Below are 17,712 nucleotides of genomic sequence, written 5' to 3'. Positions count from 1 at the left end.
GAGTGGTGCGTCTGGAAGCTGACATCACTTGTCGCTCCGCGTCGAGAACGGGCGCCGCCGTGGTGGCGTGCTCTGGGGTGTGACGTGGGTGCGGGTGGCGGAGCGGTTGCCAGAAGGTCGGGCCACCTTGTCCTGGCCAGTGGTCCGGCGGTGACCAGCTTGCTACGGAGCGGTTCCAGCTTGGAGCGCACGCTGACATCCATCCCCACCACCTCGCCGATCTGGCGCGCCATGACCGGTCCGGCGGCCTGGCGCACGGCGGCGAGGATGCGCCGGCAGTCCGGCGGGAGCACGGTCTCCTCCGCATCCGGCGTGCGGTACGGGATCAGCATCACCGCTTGACCGCCCACCTGCCCCGGCGCCGGGGCGGCCGAGGCGCGCTCCTCGGCGAGCTGCTCACTCACCCGGTCAAGGACACGTTCGGCGAATCCAGCATGCGTCGGATCGTGGAAGGTCGTCCGACCGCCACGGGAAGGAACCAGCGAACCCACCGCGAACGTTACTCATGTGCTCACCGCACTGAGCGTTCCAGTGCACCCCGATGATCGGAAACCCACTGGTAGGCCGCCCGGACGTGCCGAACCGCCCCTGCGTCACGGAGCCGGGCCATGGCGACATCACCGGCATCAGCCTGGGACTCGATGCCCCGCCGGCACCGGTCCTGCCACCACAAGATCGTAGACACGAGATGTTGCCGGTCCCCCAACTCGTAGCTGTCAACAATCAGCCTCAACCGCCGGGCAGCCTCCTCGACATCGGTGACCGAAGGACCCAGACCGAGGTACTGCCAGCAGACATGAGCGATGTCATGGATCCGCGCGCCCGGCGCCGCGAGGTCCCAGTCGATGAATGCCGCTGGTCGAAGCTCCCCACCGGACAGCTGATAGACCGTGTTCTTGGGCGACAGGTCGTTGTGGCACACGACCTCTTGGTCGCCGGCCAGCGGGGTGCCGGCCGTCAGGTCGTGGAACTCACGCACGAGCCGGGCGACCGTCGCGAGACTCTCGTCGGATGAGACAGCAGCAGGCTGACGCGGCTCCCACGCCACATGCCCCTCGAGGTAACTGAGAACTTCACGGCCCTCGTCGTCCACACCGAGATACTGCGGAGCACCACTCCAGCCACGGGCTTCAAGCAACCTCAGCAGATCACCTACGAACCTCGTGCGAGCCGAGGCAGGACGGCGCACCGTGTCCCCGACACGCACGACCGCATTGACGAAACCTCCGGGCAAGGACGACTCAGGCATCCGTCCACCCTGCCCGATCGTTACCTCGAACTGCCATTCACTTGTCCTGCCGTTTGATCCCGCGGCACAACTCCGTCAGATGATCTACTCCGCAGACCTGCGTCTTCAGGTTGGCGGAGACTCTGTGAGTCCGGCCTCGTCCAGGTAGTGCATGCGCTCGTCGTGGATGCGGCGTGAGCCCATGACGCCGACGCAGCCGACGGGCAGGGTGAGGGCCAGGTGCAGGAGGGGGATGTCGAATCCGGCGTCGTGGGTGAGGACGCAGCTGACGGTGCGGGCGTCGACGGTGGTCCGTTCGTGGCGGTCACGTGCACCAGGAGGGTCAGCTGCTCGGGGCAGGTGGCGGTGTCACCGCCGAGGACGCTGCGTGCCGTTCGTCCGGCCCGGAGGAGCGCCCGAGTGTGCCCCGTGACGGCGCGGCTCGTGTCTGCGCTCAGGTCAGTGCCGCACAGGCGGCCGTCCTCGTCCAAGGTGAGGAGGCCGCCGAGGAGGTGCGCTGGTCCGTCCACGACCTGCGCCACAGCGGCGGTCCGGCCGTTCGCTGCCTCTGTGAGGGGGGGGTCTTCAGAAGCGGATGCTTTGCGGATCTGCCGGACACGCTGCCCACGGCGGTGCCGTCTTCGTCGACCGCGAGCGAGCTACCGACCGGCAGAGGCGCGCTACCGGTGACGCTGACGATCGCGGCCGGGGCGAAGGGGCGGTGTTCGCAGCACCAGTGGGTGAATCGCGGTGATCGGGCGGGGTAGGTGGGCCGCCGCCGTTCGACGGGGGACGGGTGGCGGCCCGGTGATCCGGCAGGCGGTGCGTCTGACCGGCTGTCTGCCGGACAATTCGGCGTGCACCGCAGGGGGCACGGGCATGGGCCAGAGGAGCGCCGAGTGGATGAGCGGCAACATCTGCCGTTGCGGCTTCTCGGGCAGCAGTCCGGCGATGACGAACTCGGTGGTGCCCATCGGGAACGTGCCGATGAACCGTGGACCGGGCCGGACCAAACGCCGGGGGCAGCTGTCTTTTCTGGGGACCCTTTGGGGACCACACGCTGCTGGTGTCCCTGAACAGCACGCGCGCTGAGGCGCCTTCCGCGTCGGCGCCACGCGCACGCTCACTCCGGCGGGGGCATGCGGTCAGAGCACTAGCGAGGTGCCGCGAGTACGTCCCGGAGGACGTCCTCGAGCGTGACGCGGGCCAGCTCGCGCCTCAGGGTCTGCTCGATGCCCTCGTAGATGTTCCGCATGGCCGGCTGGATGCCGTGACCCACGACGCATTCCTGGTCCGGGGCGGCGCGGTGCATGGCGAACAGCGGGCCGGGTTCCACCGCCTCGTACACGTCGAGCAGGGTGATGGACTCCAGCTCACGTGCCAGCGACCAGCCCGCGCCCACGCCCCGCCGGGACTCCACGAGCCCGGCCCTGCGCAGCTCGCCGAGCAGCCGTCTGATCACCACCGGGTTGGTGTTCGCGCTGGTCGCGATCTGCTCGGAGGTGGCGACCTCATGGCCCTGGCGCTGGTAGAGGCCGATCCAGGCCAGCGCGTGGGCGGCGATCGTGAGCCTGCTGTTGGCGCTCATGGACTCCTCCTGTCGGCCGCAACGCTTCATGTTACGACAGCGCGACAGCGGCAGCGTAGTCGTAACAACAAAGGTTGCATCCTTCTGTCGTAACAATTAGTGTTTCGACTGCCGAAAGGGCCAATCAACGAGGTGAGAAGAATGAACAAGCCACTCATGGGCAAGGTCGCCCTGGTGACCGGGGGATCGCGCGGACTGGGGGCCGCGACCGTACGGCTGCTGGCCGAGCAGGGCGCCGATGTCGCCTTCACCTACGTCAGCTCCGAGGAGCAGGCGCAGGCCGTCGTCCACGAGGTGCACGGCAAGGGAGCCAAGGCCGTCGCCTTCCAGTCCGACCAGGCGGACACGGGCCGGGCGCCGGCGCTGATCGACGACGTGATCGCGTACTTCGGCGGCCTGGACATCCTCGTCAACAACGCGGCGATCTCCGTGGCCGGCACGGTGGACGACCCGGACGCCGACACCGCCGCACTGGACCGGATGCACGCCACCAACTACCTCGGCGTGATCGCCGTCATCCGGGCCGCCTCCCGAGTGCTGCGCACGGGCGGCCGCGTCATCACGGTGAGTTCCGGACTCGGCTCCCGGGTCGGCGCCCCCGGTCTCGCCGACTACGCGGCGACCAAGTCCGGGATCGAGAGGTACACCATGGGCGTCGCACGCGACCTCGGGCCCCGGAACATCACGGCCAACGTCGTGGAAGCCGGACTGATGGAGGGCGGCATGCAGCCGCCGGACCCCGAGACCCTCAAGGCCCTGCTCGGCTCGCTGTCCCTCCAGCGTATGGGGCACCCCGACGAAATCGCCGCGGCGATCGCCTTCCTGGCGGGCCCCGCCGCGTCGTACGTCACGGGCGCGGTGCTGGACGCCCACGGCGGCTACAACGCCTGACCCCGCATCCCTGCCGCGCACCCCGCTGGAGGCGGCCGGTTCCAGCGCGCCGTGGATCAGGTGCGGGGGAGCACGCCCAGCAGGGTGGCGGTCAGGCCCAGCTTCAAGGCGTCCTCCAGCTCCAGGTGGAAGCGGGCCAGGTCGGGCTCGGCCTGGTAGGCCGCCTCCAGGCTGGGCGGGGGTGTGGCGTACGCCGGCAGCGCACCGGCCGTGAGCATGGTCTGCAGGCTGAACAGCGTCGCGTTCTCGCCCAGCTCCGGCAGGTACTTCAGGAGCAGGGCGGTCATGGTGGCCAGGCGGTCCAGGGAAGCGCGCTTGTAGCGTGTGACGACCTCGACGGAGACGTTGCGTTCCAGGACGCTGCTCTGCGCGCCGAAGAGGTCGCACAGCACCACCCGGCCGGAGAGGGAGCGACTGAGGACGTCGGCCACCGCCGCCGCCCGCTCCGCCATGGGCAGGTCCTCGTCGACGCCCGCGGCCAACTCGTCCGCCAGGTCCGTCAGCCACTCCCGCAGGAGGCGGTCCAGCAACTCCAGCAGCACCGCCTCGCGCGACTCGAAGTAGCGCAGCACGTTCGGCTTCGCCAGTCCCACGCGGCGGCTCAGCTCGTTCAGGGTGACCTCGGCCACAGGCATCTCGTCGAGCATCGCCGACGCCGTGTCGAGGATCGCCCGCCGGCGGATCTCCCGCTGCTCCTCGGTGCGCGCCCGCTGAAAAGTCACGATCACCATCCTAACTTAAGTACCCCCGGTACGTTGACAGCGTACCGGGGGTACTTTAGTGTCGACGCGCAAGATACCTCCGGTACTTAAGCAGTGGGGAGCTCGGCATGAGTGGCAAGTGGACGACGGCGGACATCCCGGACCAGCGTGGACGGGTGGCCGTGGTGACCGGCGCCAACACCGGCCTGGGGTACGAGACCGCCAAGGCGCTCGCCGGGCGCGGTGCCTCCGTGGTGCTCGCCGTGCGCGACGTGGAGAAGGGCGAGCGCGCCGCGGCCCGCATGTCCGGCGACGTGACCGTGCAGGCGCTGGACCTGTCCTCGCTCGACTCCGTCCGGACCGCGGCGGCGGCGCTGCGGTCCCGGCTCGACCGGCTCGACCTGCTGATCAACAACGCCGGCGTGATGTACACCCCGAAGCAGACCACCGCCGACGGCTTCGAGATGCAGTTCGGCACCAACCACCTCGGCCACTTCGCGCTCACCGGGCTGCTGCTGGACCTGATGCTGCCGGTGCCCGGCTCGCGCGTGGTGACGGTCAGCAGCACCGGCCACCGCATCCGGGCCGCGATCCACTTCGACGACCCGCACTGGGAGCGGTCGTACAGCCGGACCGGCGCCTACGGCCAGTCCAAGCTGGCCAACCTGATGTTCACGTACGAGCTGCAGCGCCGGCTCGCCGCGCACGGCACCACCGTCGCGGTCGCCGCCCATCCCGGCGTGTCCAACACCGAGCTGATCCGCAACACCCCCGCCGCGCTCCGCCTGCCCGTCACCTGGCTCGCGCCGCTGATCACCCAGACGCCGGCGATGGGCGCGCTGCCGACGCTGCGCGCCGCCACCGACCCCGCCGTGCTCGGCGGCCAGTACTACGGCCCCGGCGGACGCTTCGAGGTCAAGGGCCACCCCCGGCCGGTCGCCTCCAGCCCGCAGTCCTACGAGGCGGCCGTGCAGCAGCGGCTGTGGGCCGTGTCCGAAGACCTCACCGGGGTGCGGTTCCCTCTCGCCGAGTCCCGGCAGGGCCTGTTCCCCTCCGGCTCGGCCACCGCCAGGTAGCCCGTGCCGGCCGGCGCCGGGACCACGGGGGCGGTCCTCTTCGGCGCGCGGGGACGTGGCCCGGTGTTCTCCGCGGGGTGCCCCCTCGACTTGATAGGCAAGTCATCACTTGCCTATCAAGTCGAGGGGGCCGACGACATCTTCAAAGCCTTGGCCGACCCCACCCGCCGCACCATCCTCGACGTCGTCGCGGAGAGGTCCGGGCAGACGCTGTTCGAGATCTGCTCGCGGCTGAGCATGCGGCACCGGCTCGACATCTCGCGCCAGGCGGTCTCCCAGCACCTCGCCGTGCTGGAGGCGGCCGGGCTCGTCGAGACCAGGCGGGAGGGCCGCTACAAGTTCCACGACCTGAACACGGCCCCGCTGCGGCAGATAGCCGAGCGATGGCCCGCGCCCGACACCTCCGCACCGAAGGAAAGCACGCCATGAAGATCCAGCTGACCAGCATCTTCGTCGACGACCAGGCCAAGGCCCTGGACTTCTACACCCGGGTCCTCGGCTTCGTGAAGAAGCACGACGTCCCGCTGGGCGGCGAGGACCGGTGGCTGACCGTCGTCTCGCCCGACGCGCCCGACGGCATCGAACTCCTCCTGGAGCCCTCCGGCCACCCGGCCGTCAGGCCCTACCGCGACGCGCTCGTCGAGGACGGCATCCCGCTCGCCCAGTTCGCCGTCGACGATGTGACGGCGGAGTACGAGCGCCTGCGCGGCCTCGGCGTCCGCTTCACCCAGGAGCCCCTGGAAGCGGGCCCCGTCACCACCGCCGTCTTCGACGACACCTGCGGCAACCTGATCCAGATCGCGACCCAGCCCCAGTAGGCGGACGGGGCTCACCCGCAGCCGTGACGTCAGCTCTGGGGGACGCCCAGCGACTGCCAGGGGGACCAGTCGGTGTGGTCGTCGGGCACGTTCTGCCGGATGTACCGCAAGGTGTTCGCAGGGTGTGTTCCCCGAAGAGAGCGAAGACCTGGAGACGGCCTTCGGCGTCCGTGGCGACCGCCGGGTCACTGGTCGTCTCCAGCGTGCCCCAGCCGTTGACGTGGGGACGCTGGTAGGCGTGCAGCATGTCGTAGGTGGAGCCCGCCGGGCTGTAGTTGCCCCGGCAGCACGCTTCGAGCCGGCCGTCGGAGCCCATGAGGACCAGCCGCCCGTCCCAGTTCATGGCATCGCCCGGGGCCGTCTGCCAGGTGTGCTGGAGGGTGCCGTCGGTTCCGCAGGCGAAGACCTCCAGGTGGTCGAAGGTCGGATCGACCCAGCCGAACGCGGTCCGGACGTGGGTGACGGCGCTCTTCGTGGTCATGACGTTCTGCCGTCTTCCAGGGACGCTGCCGGGCCGCGGAGGCGGACGGAGCCGGCGGGTCGCGCGTGCGCACAGGGAGGGGCGCAGCGGTGGGCGTCACGTCGTCCGGAAGCCCGGTCATCGGTACGCCGTGGGGCGCGTGTGGAAGACACACCAGGCCGCGTGCGTGCGGGCGGCCTCCCCCGGAGGTCCGTACCCGACGCTACGCCTGATGGCCCCGCGCCGCGCGCCGGTGTACCGGCCTGACCACCACGGACCGCGGAAGGCCGCTCAGACCCTTCCCGCGGGCGAGCCGGCCGGTGTCCCGGGCAGGTCGGCCGGCGGCCCGCGGCCGGCCGGACAGCGGCTCAGGCGGACTCCCGCACCACCAGCTCCGTCGGCAGGATCACCGCCGCCGGGTCCTCGCCGCCGACCTGGGCGAGCAGCACCCGTACCATCTCCGAGCTGATCCGGTCCCACGGCTGCCGGATGGTCGTCAGCGCCGGGCTCGCCGCGGGCGCGGCGGGGGAGTCGTCGAAGCCGCCGACGGACACGTCCTGCGGCACCCGCCGCCCGGCCCGCCGCAGCGCCGCGAGCACGCCCTGCGCCATGAGGTCCGAGGCGACGAACACGGCGTCCAGGTCGGGCGCCCGGGCGAGCAGCAGTTCGGCGCCCGCCTCGCCGCTGGCCCGGCTGTAGTCACCGGAGGCGATGAGCCGGTCGTCGACCGGAAGACCCGCCCCGGTCAGCTCCTCCTGGTAGCCGGCGAGCCGTTCCACACCGCCGGGTGTGTCCAGCGGACCGGTGACCATGCCGATGCGGCGGCGGCCGAGCGAGAGCAGATGCCGGACCATGTCGCGGGCGCCGTCGCGGTCGTCCGCGGCCACGTAACTCACCTTGGACCCCAGCCCGATCGGCTTGCCGCAGGCGACCAGCGGCACCCCCGCCTCCAGCAGTTCCTGCGCCACCGGATCGCCGGAGTGGCTGGAGACCAGGAGCACTCCGTCGACGTGCCCCGCGGTGATGTACCGCGTGATGCGCCGCCGTTCGTCGTCCGTTCCCGCCAGCATCAGCAGCAGCGGGATGTCGTGTGCGGCCAGCGCCTGGGTGCAGCCGCGCAGCAGGACGTTGAAGTTGGGGTCCTCGAAGAAGCGTTCCTGGGGTTCCGTCAGCAGGAAGCCCACCGAGTCCGACCGGCCGGTGATCAGCGAGCGCGCGTGCCGGTTCACCACGTACCCGGTCCTGCGGATCGCGGCGTTGACCGCCTCCTGTGCCGCCGGGCTCACGTAGTGCCCGCCGTTGAGGACGCGCGAGACGGTGCCGCGCGAGACACCCGCCTCGCGCGCCACGTCGTGGATGGTCGGTGGTCTGGGCCGGCCCCCTGCCTTGCTCATGGTCATGACTTTACGGCCCCGGACAGCAGGTCCAGACTCCAGAACCGCTGGACCACCAGGAACAGCGCCACCAGCGGGAACACCGCGAGGAAGGCGCCGGTGACCACCAGCGTGTACAGGGCGGGGGTGTTCGCCCCCTGCTCCAGCAGCGTGTACAGGCCGAGCGTGATCGGGAACTTCTCGTCGTCGCTGAGCATGATGTACGGCAGCAGGAAGTTGTTCCAGATCGCCACGAACTGGAACAGGAAGACCGTCACCAGGCCCGGCACCATCATCGGCAGCGCGATCCGGGTGAAGATCCGCCACTCGCTCGCGCCGTCCATCCGTCCGGCCTCGACCACGTCCGCCGGGACGGCCGCGGCGGCGTAGACCCGGGCCAGGTAGACGCCGTACGGGGAGAGGATCTGCGGCAGCAGCACGGACAGGTAGGAGTCCGTCAGGTCGGCCTGGGCCAGCAGCAGGTACTGCGGGACGGCGAGGATCACCGGCGGCATCAGCACCCCGGCCAGCAGCACGTTGAACATCGCCTCCCGGCCGCGGAAGCGGTAGACCGCCAGCGCGTACCCGGCACACGCCGACACGGCCGCGGAGAGCAGGGCGCCGGCCACGGCGTACAGGGCGGAGTTGCCCATCCACTGCCAGTACACGCCGTCGCGGTAGGCGCTGAGGTCGGACAGGTTCTCGGTGAACCCGCTGCCCGGCAGGAAGGTGAAGGTGGAGAACAGTTCGCTGCCCGACTTGGTGGAGGCGATCACCACCCAGGCCACGGGCAGCAGGCAGTAGACCGCGCCGAGCAGCAGCGTCACGGTCGGGAGCAGGGCGATCCGCCGGCGCCGCGGGGGCTTCTGGGCGGCGTCGGGGGTGGTGCCCGCGGCGGGCGCGGACTCGCGCAGGGCGAGGGAACTCATCGGGCCGCCTCCTGCTTCTGACGACGGTTCGCGGCCCGCAGGAAGCCGAAGGACAGCAGCAGCGTGACCAGCGCGATGAGGGTGGCCTGGGCCGCGGCGGCGTAGATGTCGCCCTTGCCGAAGGCGTCCTGGTACACCTTCATCAGCGGACTCCAGGTGGTGGACACGGAGTTGGTGAGGGGTTTGAGGGTGGTGGGCTCGTTGAACACCTGGAGCGTGGCGATGATCGAGAAGAAGAAGGTCAGCACCAGGGAGGGGGCCACCATCGGGATCTTGATGCGCAGCGCGATCTGGAGCGGGCCGGCGCCGTCCAGCTTCGCCGCCTCGTACACCTCGGCCGGGATCGACCGCAGCGAGGTGTAGATGACGATCATGTTGAAGCCGGTGCCGCCCCACACCGCGATGTTCGACAGGGCGAGGTAGAGCGGACCGCCGTCCAGCAGGTCCGGCTGCGGCAGCCCCAGTCCGTCGAGCACGAAGTAGAACGGGCTGACGTCCGGCAGGTACAGGAAGCCCCACAGCAGCGCCGCGACCACACCGGGGACGGCGTACGGCAGGAAGATCGCAAGCCGGGTGAACGGGGCGAGCCGTACCCGCTCGGAGTCGAGCATCAGCGCGAACAGCAGCGCCAGGCCCAGCATCACGGGGACGACGATCACGCCGTAGCCGAGCACGCGCAGGGCGCCGTCGAACAGCTCGCTGTCGGTGAGGGCGGCGGTGTAGTTCTCCAGGCCGGCCCAGACCTCGGTGCGGGCGCCCGAGCCCAGGCCGAGGCCGGAGACCCGCACCTTGCGGAAGCTGAGCCAGACCGCGTAGCCGATGGGCAACGCGAAGAACAGGGCGAACAGGAGCGTCGCGGGGAGGAGGAAGGCGTACGGGGCGGTCCGCACCCCGTACGGCCTGCGGCGTGCCGTGCTGGTCACCGGGCGACCTCGAAGCCCTGCTTCTCCAGGTCGGCGACGGTGGCGTCCTGCATGGCGGTGAGGGCGGCGGTGAAGTCCGACTTGTTCTTGGCGGCGGCGCCGAAGGCGTCCTTGAACGTCGTGTAGGCGACGTTGACGTTCGGGCCCCAGGCGGACGGCGCGGTGGTCCCCGCGATCTCGGCGGCCTCGCTCCAGAAGTCCTCCTGGCCGGAGAAGTACTCCGGCGGCTCGGCGAAGGCGCCGCTGGTCTGGGCGGCGGTGGCGGCCGGGTAGATGCCGCTCTCCTCGGCGAGCGCGTTCAGGGCCTCGCCGTCGGTGTTCAGCCAGGTGGCGAACTTCGCGGCGGCCTCCTTGTCGTCGGAGTCCGTGGTGACGCCGGTGGAGGATCCGCCCCAGCTGCCGGTGACGTTCTCGCCGCCGGACCACTGGGGGAGCGGCGCCATGGCCCACTTGCCGGCGGTGTCGGGCGCGGCGGTGGTCAGGGTGCCCGGGGCCCACACGGCGCTGACCCAGGCGATCTGCTTGCCGGTGTTGAGCGCCTTGTTCCAGGCCGGGGTGTACATCGGCTGGTTGTCGATGGCGCCCTCCTTCACGAGTCCGCCCCAGAACTCGGCGACCTTCCTGGTCGCCGCGTCGTCGATGCCGACCTTCCACTTCTCGCCCTCGGTGGTCCACCACTTGGCGCCGGCCTGCTGGGCGAGGCCGGCGAAGAGGCCGGAGTCGTTGGCGGAGAAGGTGGTGAGGTCCACCTCCGGGGCCTTCTTCTTCAGCGCCCGGGCGGTCTCGGCGAACTCGTCCCAGGTGGCGGGGACTTCGAGGCCGTACTTCTCGAACAGGTCCGCGCGGTAGTAGAACATCATCGGCCCGATGTCCTGCGGCACCGCGTAGACCGCGTCGGTGCCCAGCGTGGTCTGCTGCCAGACGCCCTCGGCGAACGCGGCCTCCGCGTCGCCGACCTCGCCGGATATGTCGGCCAGCGCGTCATTGCTGACCAGCGTGGGCAGCGCCTGGTACTCGGCCTGGACCAGGTCGGGGGCCTCGCCGGCCTTGTGCGCGGTGAGGATCTTGGTGACCAGCGTGTCGCCGGACGCCTGCTTCTTCACCGTGACGCTGATCCGTTCCTTCTTGCCCGGCCCCTTGTTCCACAGGTCGACGACCTTGTCCATGCCGGGCGTCCAGGTCCAGTACGTGAGCGAAACGGGACCCGAGCCGGCCTCGTCGTCCTCCGATCCGCAGGCGGCGAGCGCGGTGGCGCCGAGCGCGACGGCGACGGCGGTGGCCACGAGGCGACGGTGCTTCGTGTGCGGCATGGATATCTCCCCTGAAAACAGGGTCCTCGCATGTCACGAGGACCTGCCATGCGTCTGTGAGCGTTCACAGTAGAGAAACGTCCCGGACACTTGTCAATGGTTGTTGCTGTGCGGTTATGGTGGGCCCGCACCGCCCACCATGTGTGTGCACGTTCCCAAATGATCGATCGACCGGGAGACTTACATGCCGGAGACCACCCCCAAGGGCCTCACCGGGCTCGCCTTCGGCGGGGACTACAACCCCGAGCAGTGGCCGGAAAGCGTCTGGACCGAGGACGTCCGGCTGATGCGGGAGGCCGGCGTCTCCATGGTGAGCGTGGGGATCTTCTCCTGGGCGCTGCTGGAACCCGCGCCGGGGACGTACGACTTCGGCTGGCTCGACCGGGTGCTGGACCTGCTGCACGCGAACGGCATCCGCGTCGACCTGGGCACCCCCACCGTGGTCCCCCCGGTCTGGTTCTTCCGGGCCCACCCCGAGGCGCTGCCCGTCACCGCCGACGGCAGGCGCTACGAGTTCGGCTCCCGCGGCGCCATCTGCCACAGCAACGCCGACTACCGGGCCGCCGCCGCGGACATCACCACCCGGCTCGCCGAACGCTACGGCGACCACCCCGCGCTCGCCCTGTGGCACGTGCACAACGAGTACGGCGTCCCCGTCTCCGCCTGCTACTGCGACTCCTGCGCCGCCCACTTCCGCCGCTGGCTGGCGGCGGAGTACGGCACGGTCGACGCGGTCAACGAGGCGTGGGGCACCGCCTTCTGGGGCCAGCGCTACGGCGGCTTCGACGAGATCAACCCGCCGCGCCTGACCCCCACGGTCGGCAACCCGGCCCAGGCGCTGGACTACAAGCGGTTCGCCGACGCCACCATCCGCGAGAACTTCCGCGCGGAACGCGACATCCTGCACCGCCTCTCACCCGGCGTCCCGGTCACCACCAACTTCATGACCGCCCTCAGCCAGTGCGACTCGATCGACTACTGGGCCTGGGGCCGCGAGGTCGACCTGGTCACCAACGACCACTACCTGATCACGGACGGCCGCCGCACCCACGTCAACCTCGCCATGGCCGCCGACCTGACCCGCTCGGTGGCGGGCGGCGCCCCCTGGCTGCTCCTGGAGCACTCCACCTCGGGCGTCAACTGGCAGCCGCGCAACCCCGCCAAGACCCCCGGACAGATGGCCCGCAACTCCCTCGCCCACGTGGCCCGCGGCTCCGAGGGCGCGATGTTCTTCCAGTGGCGGCAGTCCCGGCGCGGCGCCGAGAAGTTCCACTCCGCGATGCTGCCGCACGGCGGCACCGACACCCGCGTCTGGCGCGAGGTGGTCGGGCTCGGCGCGTCACTCGACGCACTGCGCGAGATCCGCTCCACCCGCACGGTCGCCGACGTGGCCGTCCTGTGGGACTGGCACTCCTGGTGGGCGCAGAACCTGGAGTGGCGGCCCAGCGAGGACCATGACGCCCGCGAACGCGCCGACGCCTTCTACGAGGCGCTCTACGACCGTCACCTCACGGTCGACTTCGCCCACCCGGAGGCCGACGTGTCGGCCTACCCCCTGGTCGTGGTGCCCGCGCTGTACCTGATGACCGAGGCGGCCGGCCGCAACCTCACCCGGTACGTGGAGGGCGGCGGCACGCTGCTGGTGTCGTACTTCTGCGGCATCGTCGACCAGCACGACGCCGTCCACGAGGGCGCCTGCCCCGGCGCGCTGCGGGACGTGCTCGGCCTGACCGTCGAGGAGTTCGCACCGCTGCTGGAGGGCGGCACGGTCCGGGTCACCGGCCCCGACGGCACCGGCCTGGCCGCCGACGTCTGGACCGAGTTCGTGGTCCCGCGCGGCGCCGAGACCGTGTGGACGTACGCGGACGGCCCGGCCGCCGGCCGTCCCGCCGTCACCCGGCACCGCCTCGGCGAGGGCACCGCCTGGTACGTCTCCACCCGCCTCGGCGCCGACGGCCTGGACGCGGTGCTGGCCCGGGCCGGCGAGGACGCGCGCGTCCCGGCCCGCCCCGACCTCCCCCGCGACGTCGAGGTGGTGCGGCGCACCGGCGAGTCGGGCAGCTACCTCTTCGCGATCAACCACACCGGCACCGACGCCAAGGTGCCCCTGGACACGCCCGGCACCGAACTGCTGACGGGCGAGAGCGCCGCGGGCCGCATCGAGGTCCCCGCGGGGGCCGTACGGGTCGTCCGGCTCGACGGCTGAACGAACGGTCCCCGGCGCACGTTCCGCGGGCCGGGGACCGCCCGCACCACCCCCGGGCGGAGGGCCGGCCGTCCTCCGCCCGGTACCTTCCCCTACGTCGAAGGGACGACGGACGATGATGTTCCATCCCGGACGCACGCTCAGAGCCCTGCTGCTTCCGCTCACCGCGGGGCTCGCCCTCACCCTGGTACCCGCGCCCGCCGCCCAGGCGGCGAGCACCCTCACCAACGGCGGCTTCGAAGCCGACGGCACCGGCGCGGCCACCCCCGCCGGCTGGTCGGAGCACGGCTCGGCCGGCGCCTCCTACGTCGAGGCGGGCGGCCACGGCGGCGGCTACCGGCTGAGCCACTGGGCGTCCACCGCCTACCAGGCCGAGACCTACCAGCACCTGTCCGGCCTCGCCAACGGCGACTACCGGCTCACCGCCTGGGTCCGCTCCGGCGGCGGCCAGAACTCCGCGTACATAGCGCTCAAGAACTGCGGCGGCACCGAACAGCGCACCGGCCTCCCGGTCTCCGCGAGCGGCTGGATCCGGATCGTCGTGCCGGTCACCGTCACCACCCGCCAGTGCACCGTCAGCATCAACAGCGACGCCAACGCGGGCAACTGGATCAACGTCGACGACCTGACCTTCGCCCCCGGCACCGGCGGCACCACCGTGCACGGCGCCGACATCTCCTCCCTCGCCAAGAGCGAGGCAGAGGGCGGGACCTACCGCACCGCCTCCGGCGCCACCGCCGACCCGCTCACCGTCCTGCGGTCGGCCGGCATGAACTACGCCCGCCTGAAGGTCTGGGTGGACCCGGCCGACGGCTACAACGACAAGGCCCACGTCCTCGCCCTGGCCAAACGGATCAAGGCCCAGGGCATGAAGCTCCTCGTCGACTTCCACTACTCGGACTCCTGGGCCGACCCCGGCAAGCAGACCAAGCCGGCCGCCTGGGCCTCGCACTCCTACGCCCAGCTGAAGACGGACGTGTACAGCCACACGTACGACGTGCTGAACGCGCTGAAGGCCCAGGGCACCACCGCCGACATGGTCCAGATCGGCAACGAGATCAACGGCGGCATGCTGTGGGACGAGGGCTCCACCGGCAACTGGCCGCAGCTCGCCGGACTGCTCGACTCCGGCTACGACGCGGCCAAGGCGGTCAGCCCCGCCACGACCGTGGCGCTGCACCTGGCCGAGGGCGGTGACCTGGAGGGCACCCGCTGGTGGTTCGACTCGGCCGTGGCGAACGGCGTGCGGTTCGACGCCATCGGCCTGTCGTACTACGGGTACTGGCACGGGGCGCTGGCCGACTTCCAGACCACCCTGGACGACGCCGCCGCCCGCTACGGCAAGCCGGTCTTCGTCGCCGAGACGGCCTACCCCTTCCGCCTCGACAGCGAGGACGCGCAAGAGAACATCATCGACCTCGACGCGGAACTCGTCCCCGGCTACCCGGCCACCACCGCCGGGCAGACGAGGTGGATGAACGACATCGCGAGCATCGTGGAGGCCGTACCGAACGGCCGCGGCCTGGGCGTCTTCTACTGGGAGGCCACCTGGACCGCCGTCACCGGCAACGGCTGGGACCCCGCCGACCCCGCCTCAGGCAACGGCTGGGAGAACCAGGCCCTCTTCGGCTACGACGACCGGGCCCTGCCGGCGATGAGCTGGTTCAGCCACCGCTGACCCGTCCCACCCCCGGTCCCCGGCGGATTTCTCCGTACCGGATGCGACGCACCGCGTCCGGGGGGTACTCGCCGCCCATGGCACTCACACACGGCACATCCCGCACTCACGGCTCCGGCCGGGGACCGGCCGCGAGCATCGGCATCGGTGTCGCGGCGGGTGTGACGGCTGCTGCCGGTCTGCTGTTCGGCCGCAAGGCCGCCACGATCAGCAAGACCGGCAAGGGACACCCGCTCAAGCACCGCGCGCTGGACCTCGCGGCCGGCGCCATGCAGCCGAAACACCCGCTCGACGCGATGAGCACCTACCTCGACGGCTTCCACATGTACGCCGACGACATGGGCCGGCAGGTGGAAGCCACGCACTTCTGCATCCATCTCCAGCACGACCTGCACCAGTGCGTGATCTTCGACCGCAACGCGCCCGACGCCCGTCTGATCGGCATCGAGTACATCATCAGCGAGGAGCGGTTCCGCGCCCTGCCCGAGGACGAGAAACGGCTGTGGCACAGCCACCACTACGAGGTGAAGTCCGGCACCCTCACCGCCCCGGGCATCCCCGACATGGCCGAGCACGCCTACTTCGAGGACCTCGTGACGACCTACGGCAAGACGTTCCACACCTGGCAGTACGACCGCGACGACTTCCCCTACGGCATCCCGCAGCTGATGATGGGCTTCACCGAGGACGGGCAGCTCGCGCCGGACCTGGTCCGGGCCCGGGACGAGCGGCTCGGCGTCTCGACGTCCCGCAAGCGGCGCGGCCGGGCGGACATCCCGGTCCCGGACGTGGCACCGGGCGCCAACGCGTGGGAGAGCGGCCGGACCGTACGGACCCGCCTCAAGGAGGTGGACGTCAAGCGGTAGCTGCCGCGGCCGGACGCCTCACAGGTGGGTGACGTAGAAGCGCGCGAGCCGTTCGACTGCGGCGTCGACGTACTCGGGCTCGTCGTACATCTCGTAGTGTCCGGCGCCGTCGATCACCATGAGGTCGACGGGATGGGGGGCCGTCTTCCACAGCCGCATGCCGGCGTCGTAGGAGCCGGTGGTGCCGACGCGTCCGGCGAGAACGACCTGCAGTGGCTGGGTCATGAGTGGGTCGACCAGGTGGAACGCGTCGTAGCCCAGCAGGAGGGAGTCGCCGCGCGCGAGGCGGCGGTTGGTGGTGTGCTCGGCGATGCCCCGTTCGGTGCGGTAGTAGGTGATCGCCTGGGTGGTGTCGATGTCGGTCAGCCCGGCCGCCGCGGCGTCCTCCAGGGTGTCGGGCAGCCAGTTCACCCGGGTCGGCTCGCCGGAGCGGATGTCCTCCGTGCGCGCGTCGGCGAGGGCGTCGAGTGCGGTGGCCGGGCCGTCGGGCTGGAAACCGCGGAACGCGGTGCCGATGTCGGCGGGGACGACTGTGCCGACGGCCTTGATGCGGTGGTCGGTGCGGGCGGTGTGCACGGCGTAGCCGCCGCCGGCGCAGATGCCGAGGACGCCGACGCGATGCGGGTCGATACCGGGGATCGTGGTCAGCGCGTCGAGGGCGTAGGAGATGTCCTCGCCTCGGCGGTAGGGGTCTTCCAGGTCGCGGGGTTCGCCACCGCTCTGCCCCTGGTGGGCGGGGTCGAAGACGAGCGCCGCGATGCCGCGGGCGGCGAGGCGCGAGGCGTAGTTCGCGCCGATCTGTTCCTTCACGCTGCTGCCGGGTGTGGAAAGCACCACGGCGCGCAGCGGCGTGGAGCTGTCGGCGTCGTCGGGCAGGTGGAGGTCGGCCGCGAGGTGGATCGGCCCTCGCGGGATCGTGAGGTGCTGGAGCATGGCGGTCCCCCTTCGTGAGGTGGTCGTTCCGTCGTCGTCCAGTACAGAACCTCTACTGGTACAGTTCGGAACTAGTACGAGACCGTACCACCTCGATTCTTGATGGGGGACCGCATGCCGGTCGACGGGGCGCAGCTGTGGACGCTGAACCAGCGGCTGCTGAGCGTCGTGATGGACGCCTGCACGCCGGAACTGGCCGAACTGGGGCTGGAGACGAAGGAGTTCTTCGTGCTGGCCGAGGTGGAAGCGTCGCGGTACCCGGCCGAGATCGCCACGGCACTGCTGCTGCCCAAGGCGAGCGTCACGGTCTATGTCCGCAACCTTGTCGCCAAGGGGTTCGTCCGGCGCGAGATCGATGACGAGGACCTGCGGCGTCACCGGCTCGTCCTGACCGGTGAGGGCGCCGAGGCACGGGACCGGGCGCTCGCCGCCCTCGCGGCGGAGTACGACCGCAGGCTGGCGAGGATCACTCCGCAGGACCGCGCCGAGCTGCGGCGCATCCTCCAGGACCTGCTCGCCCCGCCCGCCTGAGACTCACACTGCGGAGGAGACTTCCGCCTTCTCGCTGTTTCCTGGTCCCTCGGCCTCGGCGAGCCGCTTGTTGCGGCGTACGGAGGACCAGAAGGAGGCGCCGATTAGGACCACGCCGATGAGGCCGGTGATCAGCTCGCTGATCTGGTACTGGATGGTGATCAGCAGGATGACGGCGAGGGCGCCGATGGCGTAGTGGGC

20 protein-coding genes are annotated in these 17,712 nt (G+C 70.7%); 9 read left to right on the top strand and 11 right to left on the bottom strand.

Annotated elements, in window-relative coordinates:
* Positions 1-180: 180 nt before the first annotated feature.
* Positions 181-342, top strand: coding sequence for a hypothetical protein (locus ACIQR3_RS31795; protein ID WP_403544124.1), 162 nt, complete (start codon positions 181-183; stop codon positions 340-342).
* Positions 343-511: 169 nt separating this feature from the next.
* On the opposite strand, the gene ACIQR3_RS31790 is transcribed toward ACIQR3_RS31795, so the two are convergent.
* From ACIQR3_RS31790 to ACIQR3_RS31775, 4 genes are all read right to left on the bottom strand, one after another.
* Positions 512-1,093: a phosphotransferase gene (locus tag ACIQR3_RS31790; RefSeq protein WP_403544122.1), complete on the bottom strand. Its 582-nt coding sequence runs from the start codon at positions 1,091-1,093 to the stop codon at positions 512-514.
* Between the two features lie 261 nt (positions 1,094-1,354).
* Positions 1,355-1,588 carry an XdhC family protein gene (locus ACIQR3_RS31785; protein WP_403544265.1) on the bottom strand — a complete coding sequence of 78 codons (234 nt, stop codon included), beginning with the start codon at positions 1,586-1,588 and terminating at the stop codon, positions 1,355-1,357.
* A gap of 94 nt (positions 1,589-1,682) precedes the next feature.
* On the bottom strand, positions 1,683-2,285 hold the full coding sequence (locus ACIQR3_RS31780; protein ID WP_403544120.1) for an XdhC family protein: 603 nt from the start codon (positions 2,283-2,285) through the stop codon (positions 1,683-1,685).
* A gap of 96 nt (positions 2,286-2,381) precedes the next feature.
* A complete protein-coding gene (locus ACIQR3_RS31775; protein ID WP_403544118.1) occupies positions 2,382-2,816 on the bottom strand; it encodes an Rrf2 family transcriptional regulator in 435 nt (144 codons plus the stop codon).
* Between the two features lie 141 nt (positions 2,817-2,957).
* Between ACIQR3_RS31775 and ACIQR3_RS31770 the strand changes: the two genes are divergently transcribed.
* Complete coding sequence (locus ACIQR3_RS31770) at positions 2,958-3,707, top strand: SDR family NAD(P)-dependent oxidoreductase (protein ID WP_403544116.1); 750 nt, start codon at positions 2,958-2,960, stop codon at positions 3,705-3,707.
* Between the two features lie 56 nt (positions 3,708-3,763).
* On the opposite strand, the gene ACIQR3_RS31765 is transcribed toward ACIQR3_RS31770, so the two are convergent.
* Positions 3,764-4,429 carry a TetR/AcrR family transcriptional regulator gene (locus ACIQR3_RS31765; protein WP_403544113.1) on the bottom strand — a complete coding sequence of 222 codons (666 nt, stop codon included), beginning with the start codon at positions 4,427-4,429 and terminating at the stop codon, positions 3,764-3,766.
* A gap of 107 nt (positions 4,430-4,536) precedes the next feature.
* On the opposite strand from ACIQR3_RS31765, the gene ACIQR3_RS31760 reads away from it, so the two are divergent.
* The 3 genes from ACIQR3_RS31760 to ACIQR3_RS31750 all read left to right on the top strand — a co-directional run bounded on the left by ACIQR3_RS31760 (position 4,537) and on the right by ACIQR3_RS31750 (position 6,302).
* Positions 4,537-5,484 (top strand): SDR family NAD(P)-dependent oxidoreductase, encoded by a 948-nt coding sequence (locus ACIQR3_RS31760; protein WP_403544111.1) that lies wholly within the window; start codon positions 4,537-4,539, stop codon positions 5,482-5,484.
* Positions 5,485-5,577: 93 nt separating this feature from the next.
* Positions 5,578-5,913: an ArsR/SmtB family transcription factor gene (locus ACIQR3_RS31755; RefSeq protein ID WP_403544263.1), complete on the top strand. Its 336-nt coding sequence runs from the start codon at positions 5,578-5,580 to the stop codon at positions 5,911-5,913.
* Positions 5,910-6,302, top strand: a complete 393-nt coding sequence (locus tag ACIQR3_RS31750; RefSeq protein ID WP_403544109.1) for a VOC family protein — start codon at positions 5,910-5,912, stop codon at positions 6,300-6,302. The genes ACIQR3_RS31755 and ACIQR3_RS31750 overlap by 4 nt, the downstream gene beginning before the upstream one ends.
* 828 nt (positions 6,303-7,130) lie before the next feature.
* Here ACIQR3_RS31750 and ACIQR3_RS31745 read toward each other — a convergent pair.
* Genes ACIQR3_RS31745 through ACIQR3_RS31730 form a run of 4 tightly spaced genes read right to left on the bottom strand, consistent with a single transcriptional unit; the run spans position 7,131 to position 11,297 of the window.
* Complete coding sequence (locus tag ACIQR3_RS31745; protein WP_215166741.1) at positions 7,131-8,162, bottom strand: LacI family DNA-binding transcriptional regulator; 1,032 nt, start codon at positions 8,160-8,162, stop codon at positions 7,131-7,133.
* A complete protein-coding gene (locus tag ACIQR3_RS31740; protein WP_403544107.1) occupies positions 8,159-9,064 on the bottom strand; it encodes a carbohydrate ABC transporter permease in 906 nt (301 codons plus the stop codon). Before ACIQR3_RS31740 ends, ACIQR3_RS31745 begins: the two co-directional genes overlap by 4 nt.
* Positions 9,061-9,987 carry a carbohydrate ABC transporter permease gene (locus ACIQR3_RS31735; RefSeq protein ID WP_403544105.1) on the bottom strand — a complete coding sequence of 309 codons (927 nt, stop codon included), beginning with the start codon at positions 9,985-9,987 and terminating at the stop codon, positions 9,061-9,063. Before ACIQR3_RS31735 ends, ACIQR3_RS31740 begins: the two co-directional genes overlap by 4 nt.
* Positions 9,984-11,297, bottom strand: a complete 1,314-nt coding sequence (locus tag ACIQR3_RS31730; protein WP_403544103.1) for an ABC transporter substrate-binding protein — start codon at positions 11,295-11,297, stop codon at positions 9,984-9,986. Before ACIQR3_RS31730 ends, ACIQR3_RS31735 begins: the two co-directional genes overlap by 4 nt.
* 184 nt (positions 11,298-11,481) lie before the next feature.
* On the opposite strand from ACIQR3_RS31730, the gene ACIQR3_RS31725 reads away from it, so the two are divergent.
* The 3 genes from ACIQR3_RS31725 to ACIQR3_RS31715 all read left to right on the top strand — a co-directional run bounded on the left by ACIQR3_RS31725 (position 11,482) and on the right by ACIQR3_RS31715 (position 16,047).
* On the top strand, positions 11,482-13,503 hold the full coding sequence (locus ACIQR3_RS31725; RefSeq protein WP_403544101.1) for a beta-galactosidase: 2,022 nt from the start codon (positions 11,482-11,484) through the stop codon (positions 13,501-13,503).
* 118 nt (positions 13,504-13,621) lie between these two features.
* Positions 13,622-15,181 carry a glycosyl hydrolase 53 family protein gene (locus tag ACIQR3_RS31720; protein ID WP_403544261.1) on the top strand — a complete coding sequence of 520 codons (1,560 nt, stop codon included), beginning with the start codon at positions 13,622-13,624 and terminating at the stop codon, positions 15,179-15,181.
* Between the two features lie 77 nt (positions 15,182-15,258).
* Positions 15,259-16,047, top strand: a complete 789-nt coding sequence (locus ACIQR3_RS31715) for an OBAP family protein (protein WP_403544099.1) — start codon at positions 15,259-15,261, stop codon at positions 16,045-16,047.
* 18 nt (positions 16,048-16,065) lie between these two features.
* Here the strand turns inward: ACIQR3_RS31715 and ACIQR3_RS31710 are convergent, their stop codons facing one another.
* Positions 16,066-16,980, bottom strand: a complete 915-nt coding sequence (locus ACIQR3_RS31710) for an alpha/beta hydrolase (protein WP_403544097.1) — start codon at positions 16,978-16,980, stop codon at positions 16,066-16,068.
* A gap of 114 nt (positions 16,981-17,094) precedes the next feature.
* Here ACIQR3_RS31710 and ACIQR3_RS31705 point away from each other — a divergent pair, with 114 nt between their 5' ends.
* A complete protein-coding gene (locus ACIQR3_RS31705) occupies positions 17,095-17,511 on the top strand; it encodes a MarR family winged helix-turn-helix transcriptional regulator (protein WP_403544096.1) in 417 nt (138 codons plus the stop codon).
* A 3-nt stretch (positions 17,512-17,514) separates the two neighbouring features.
* Here ACIQR3_RS31705 and ACIQR3_RS31700 read toward each other — a convergent pair.
* Positions 17,515-17,712 (bottom strand): DUF475 domain-containing protein (locus ACIQR3_RS31700; RefSeq protein WP_403544094.1); only part of this gene is annotated, 198 nt, incomplete at its 5' end.

It is taken from the genome of Streptomyces sp. NPDC090994 (assembly GCF_044768905.1).
Taxonomy (GTDB): Bacteria; Actinomycetota; Actinomycetes; order Streptomycetales; family Streptomycetaceae; genus Streptomyces.
This window is presented reverse-complemented; position numbering and strand designations above follow the sequence as displayed.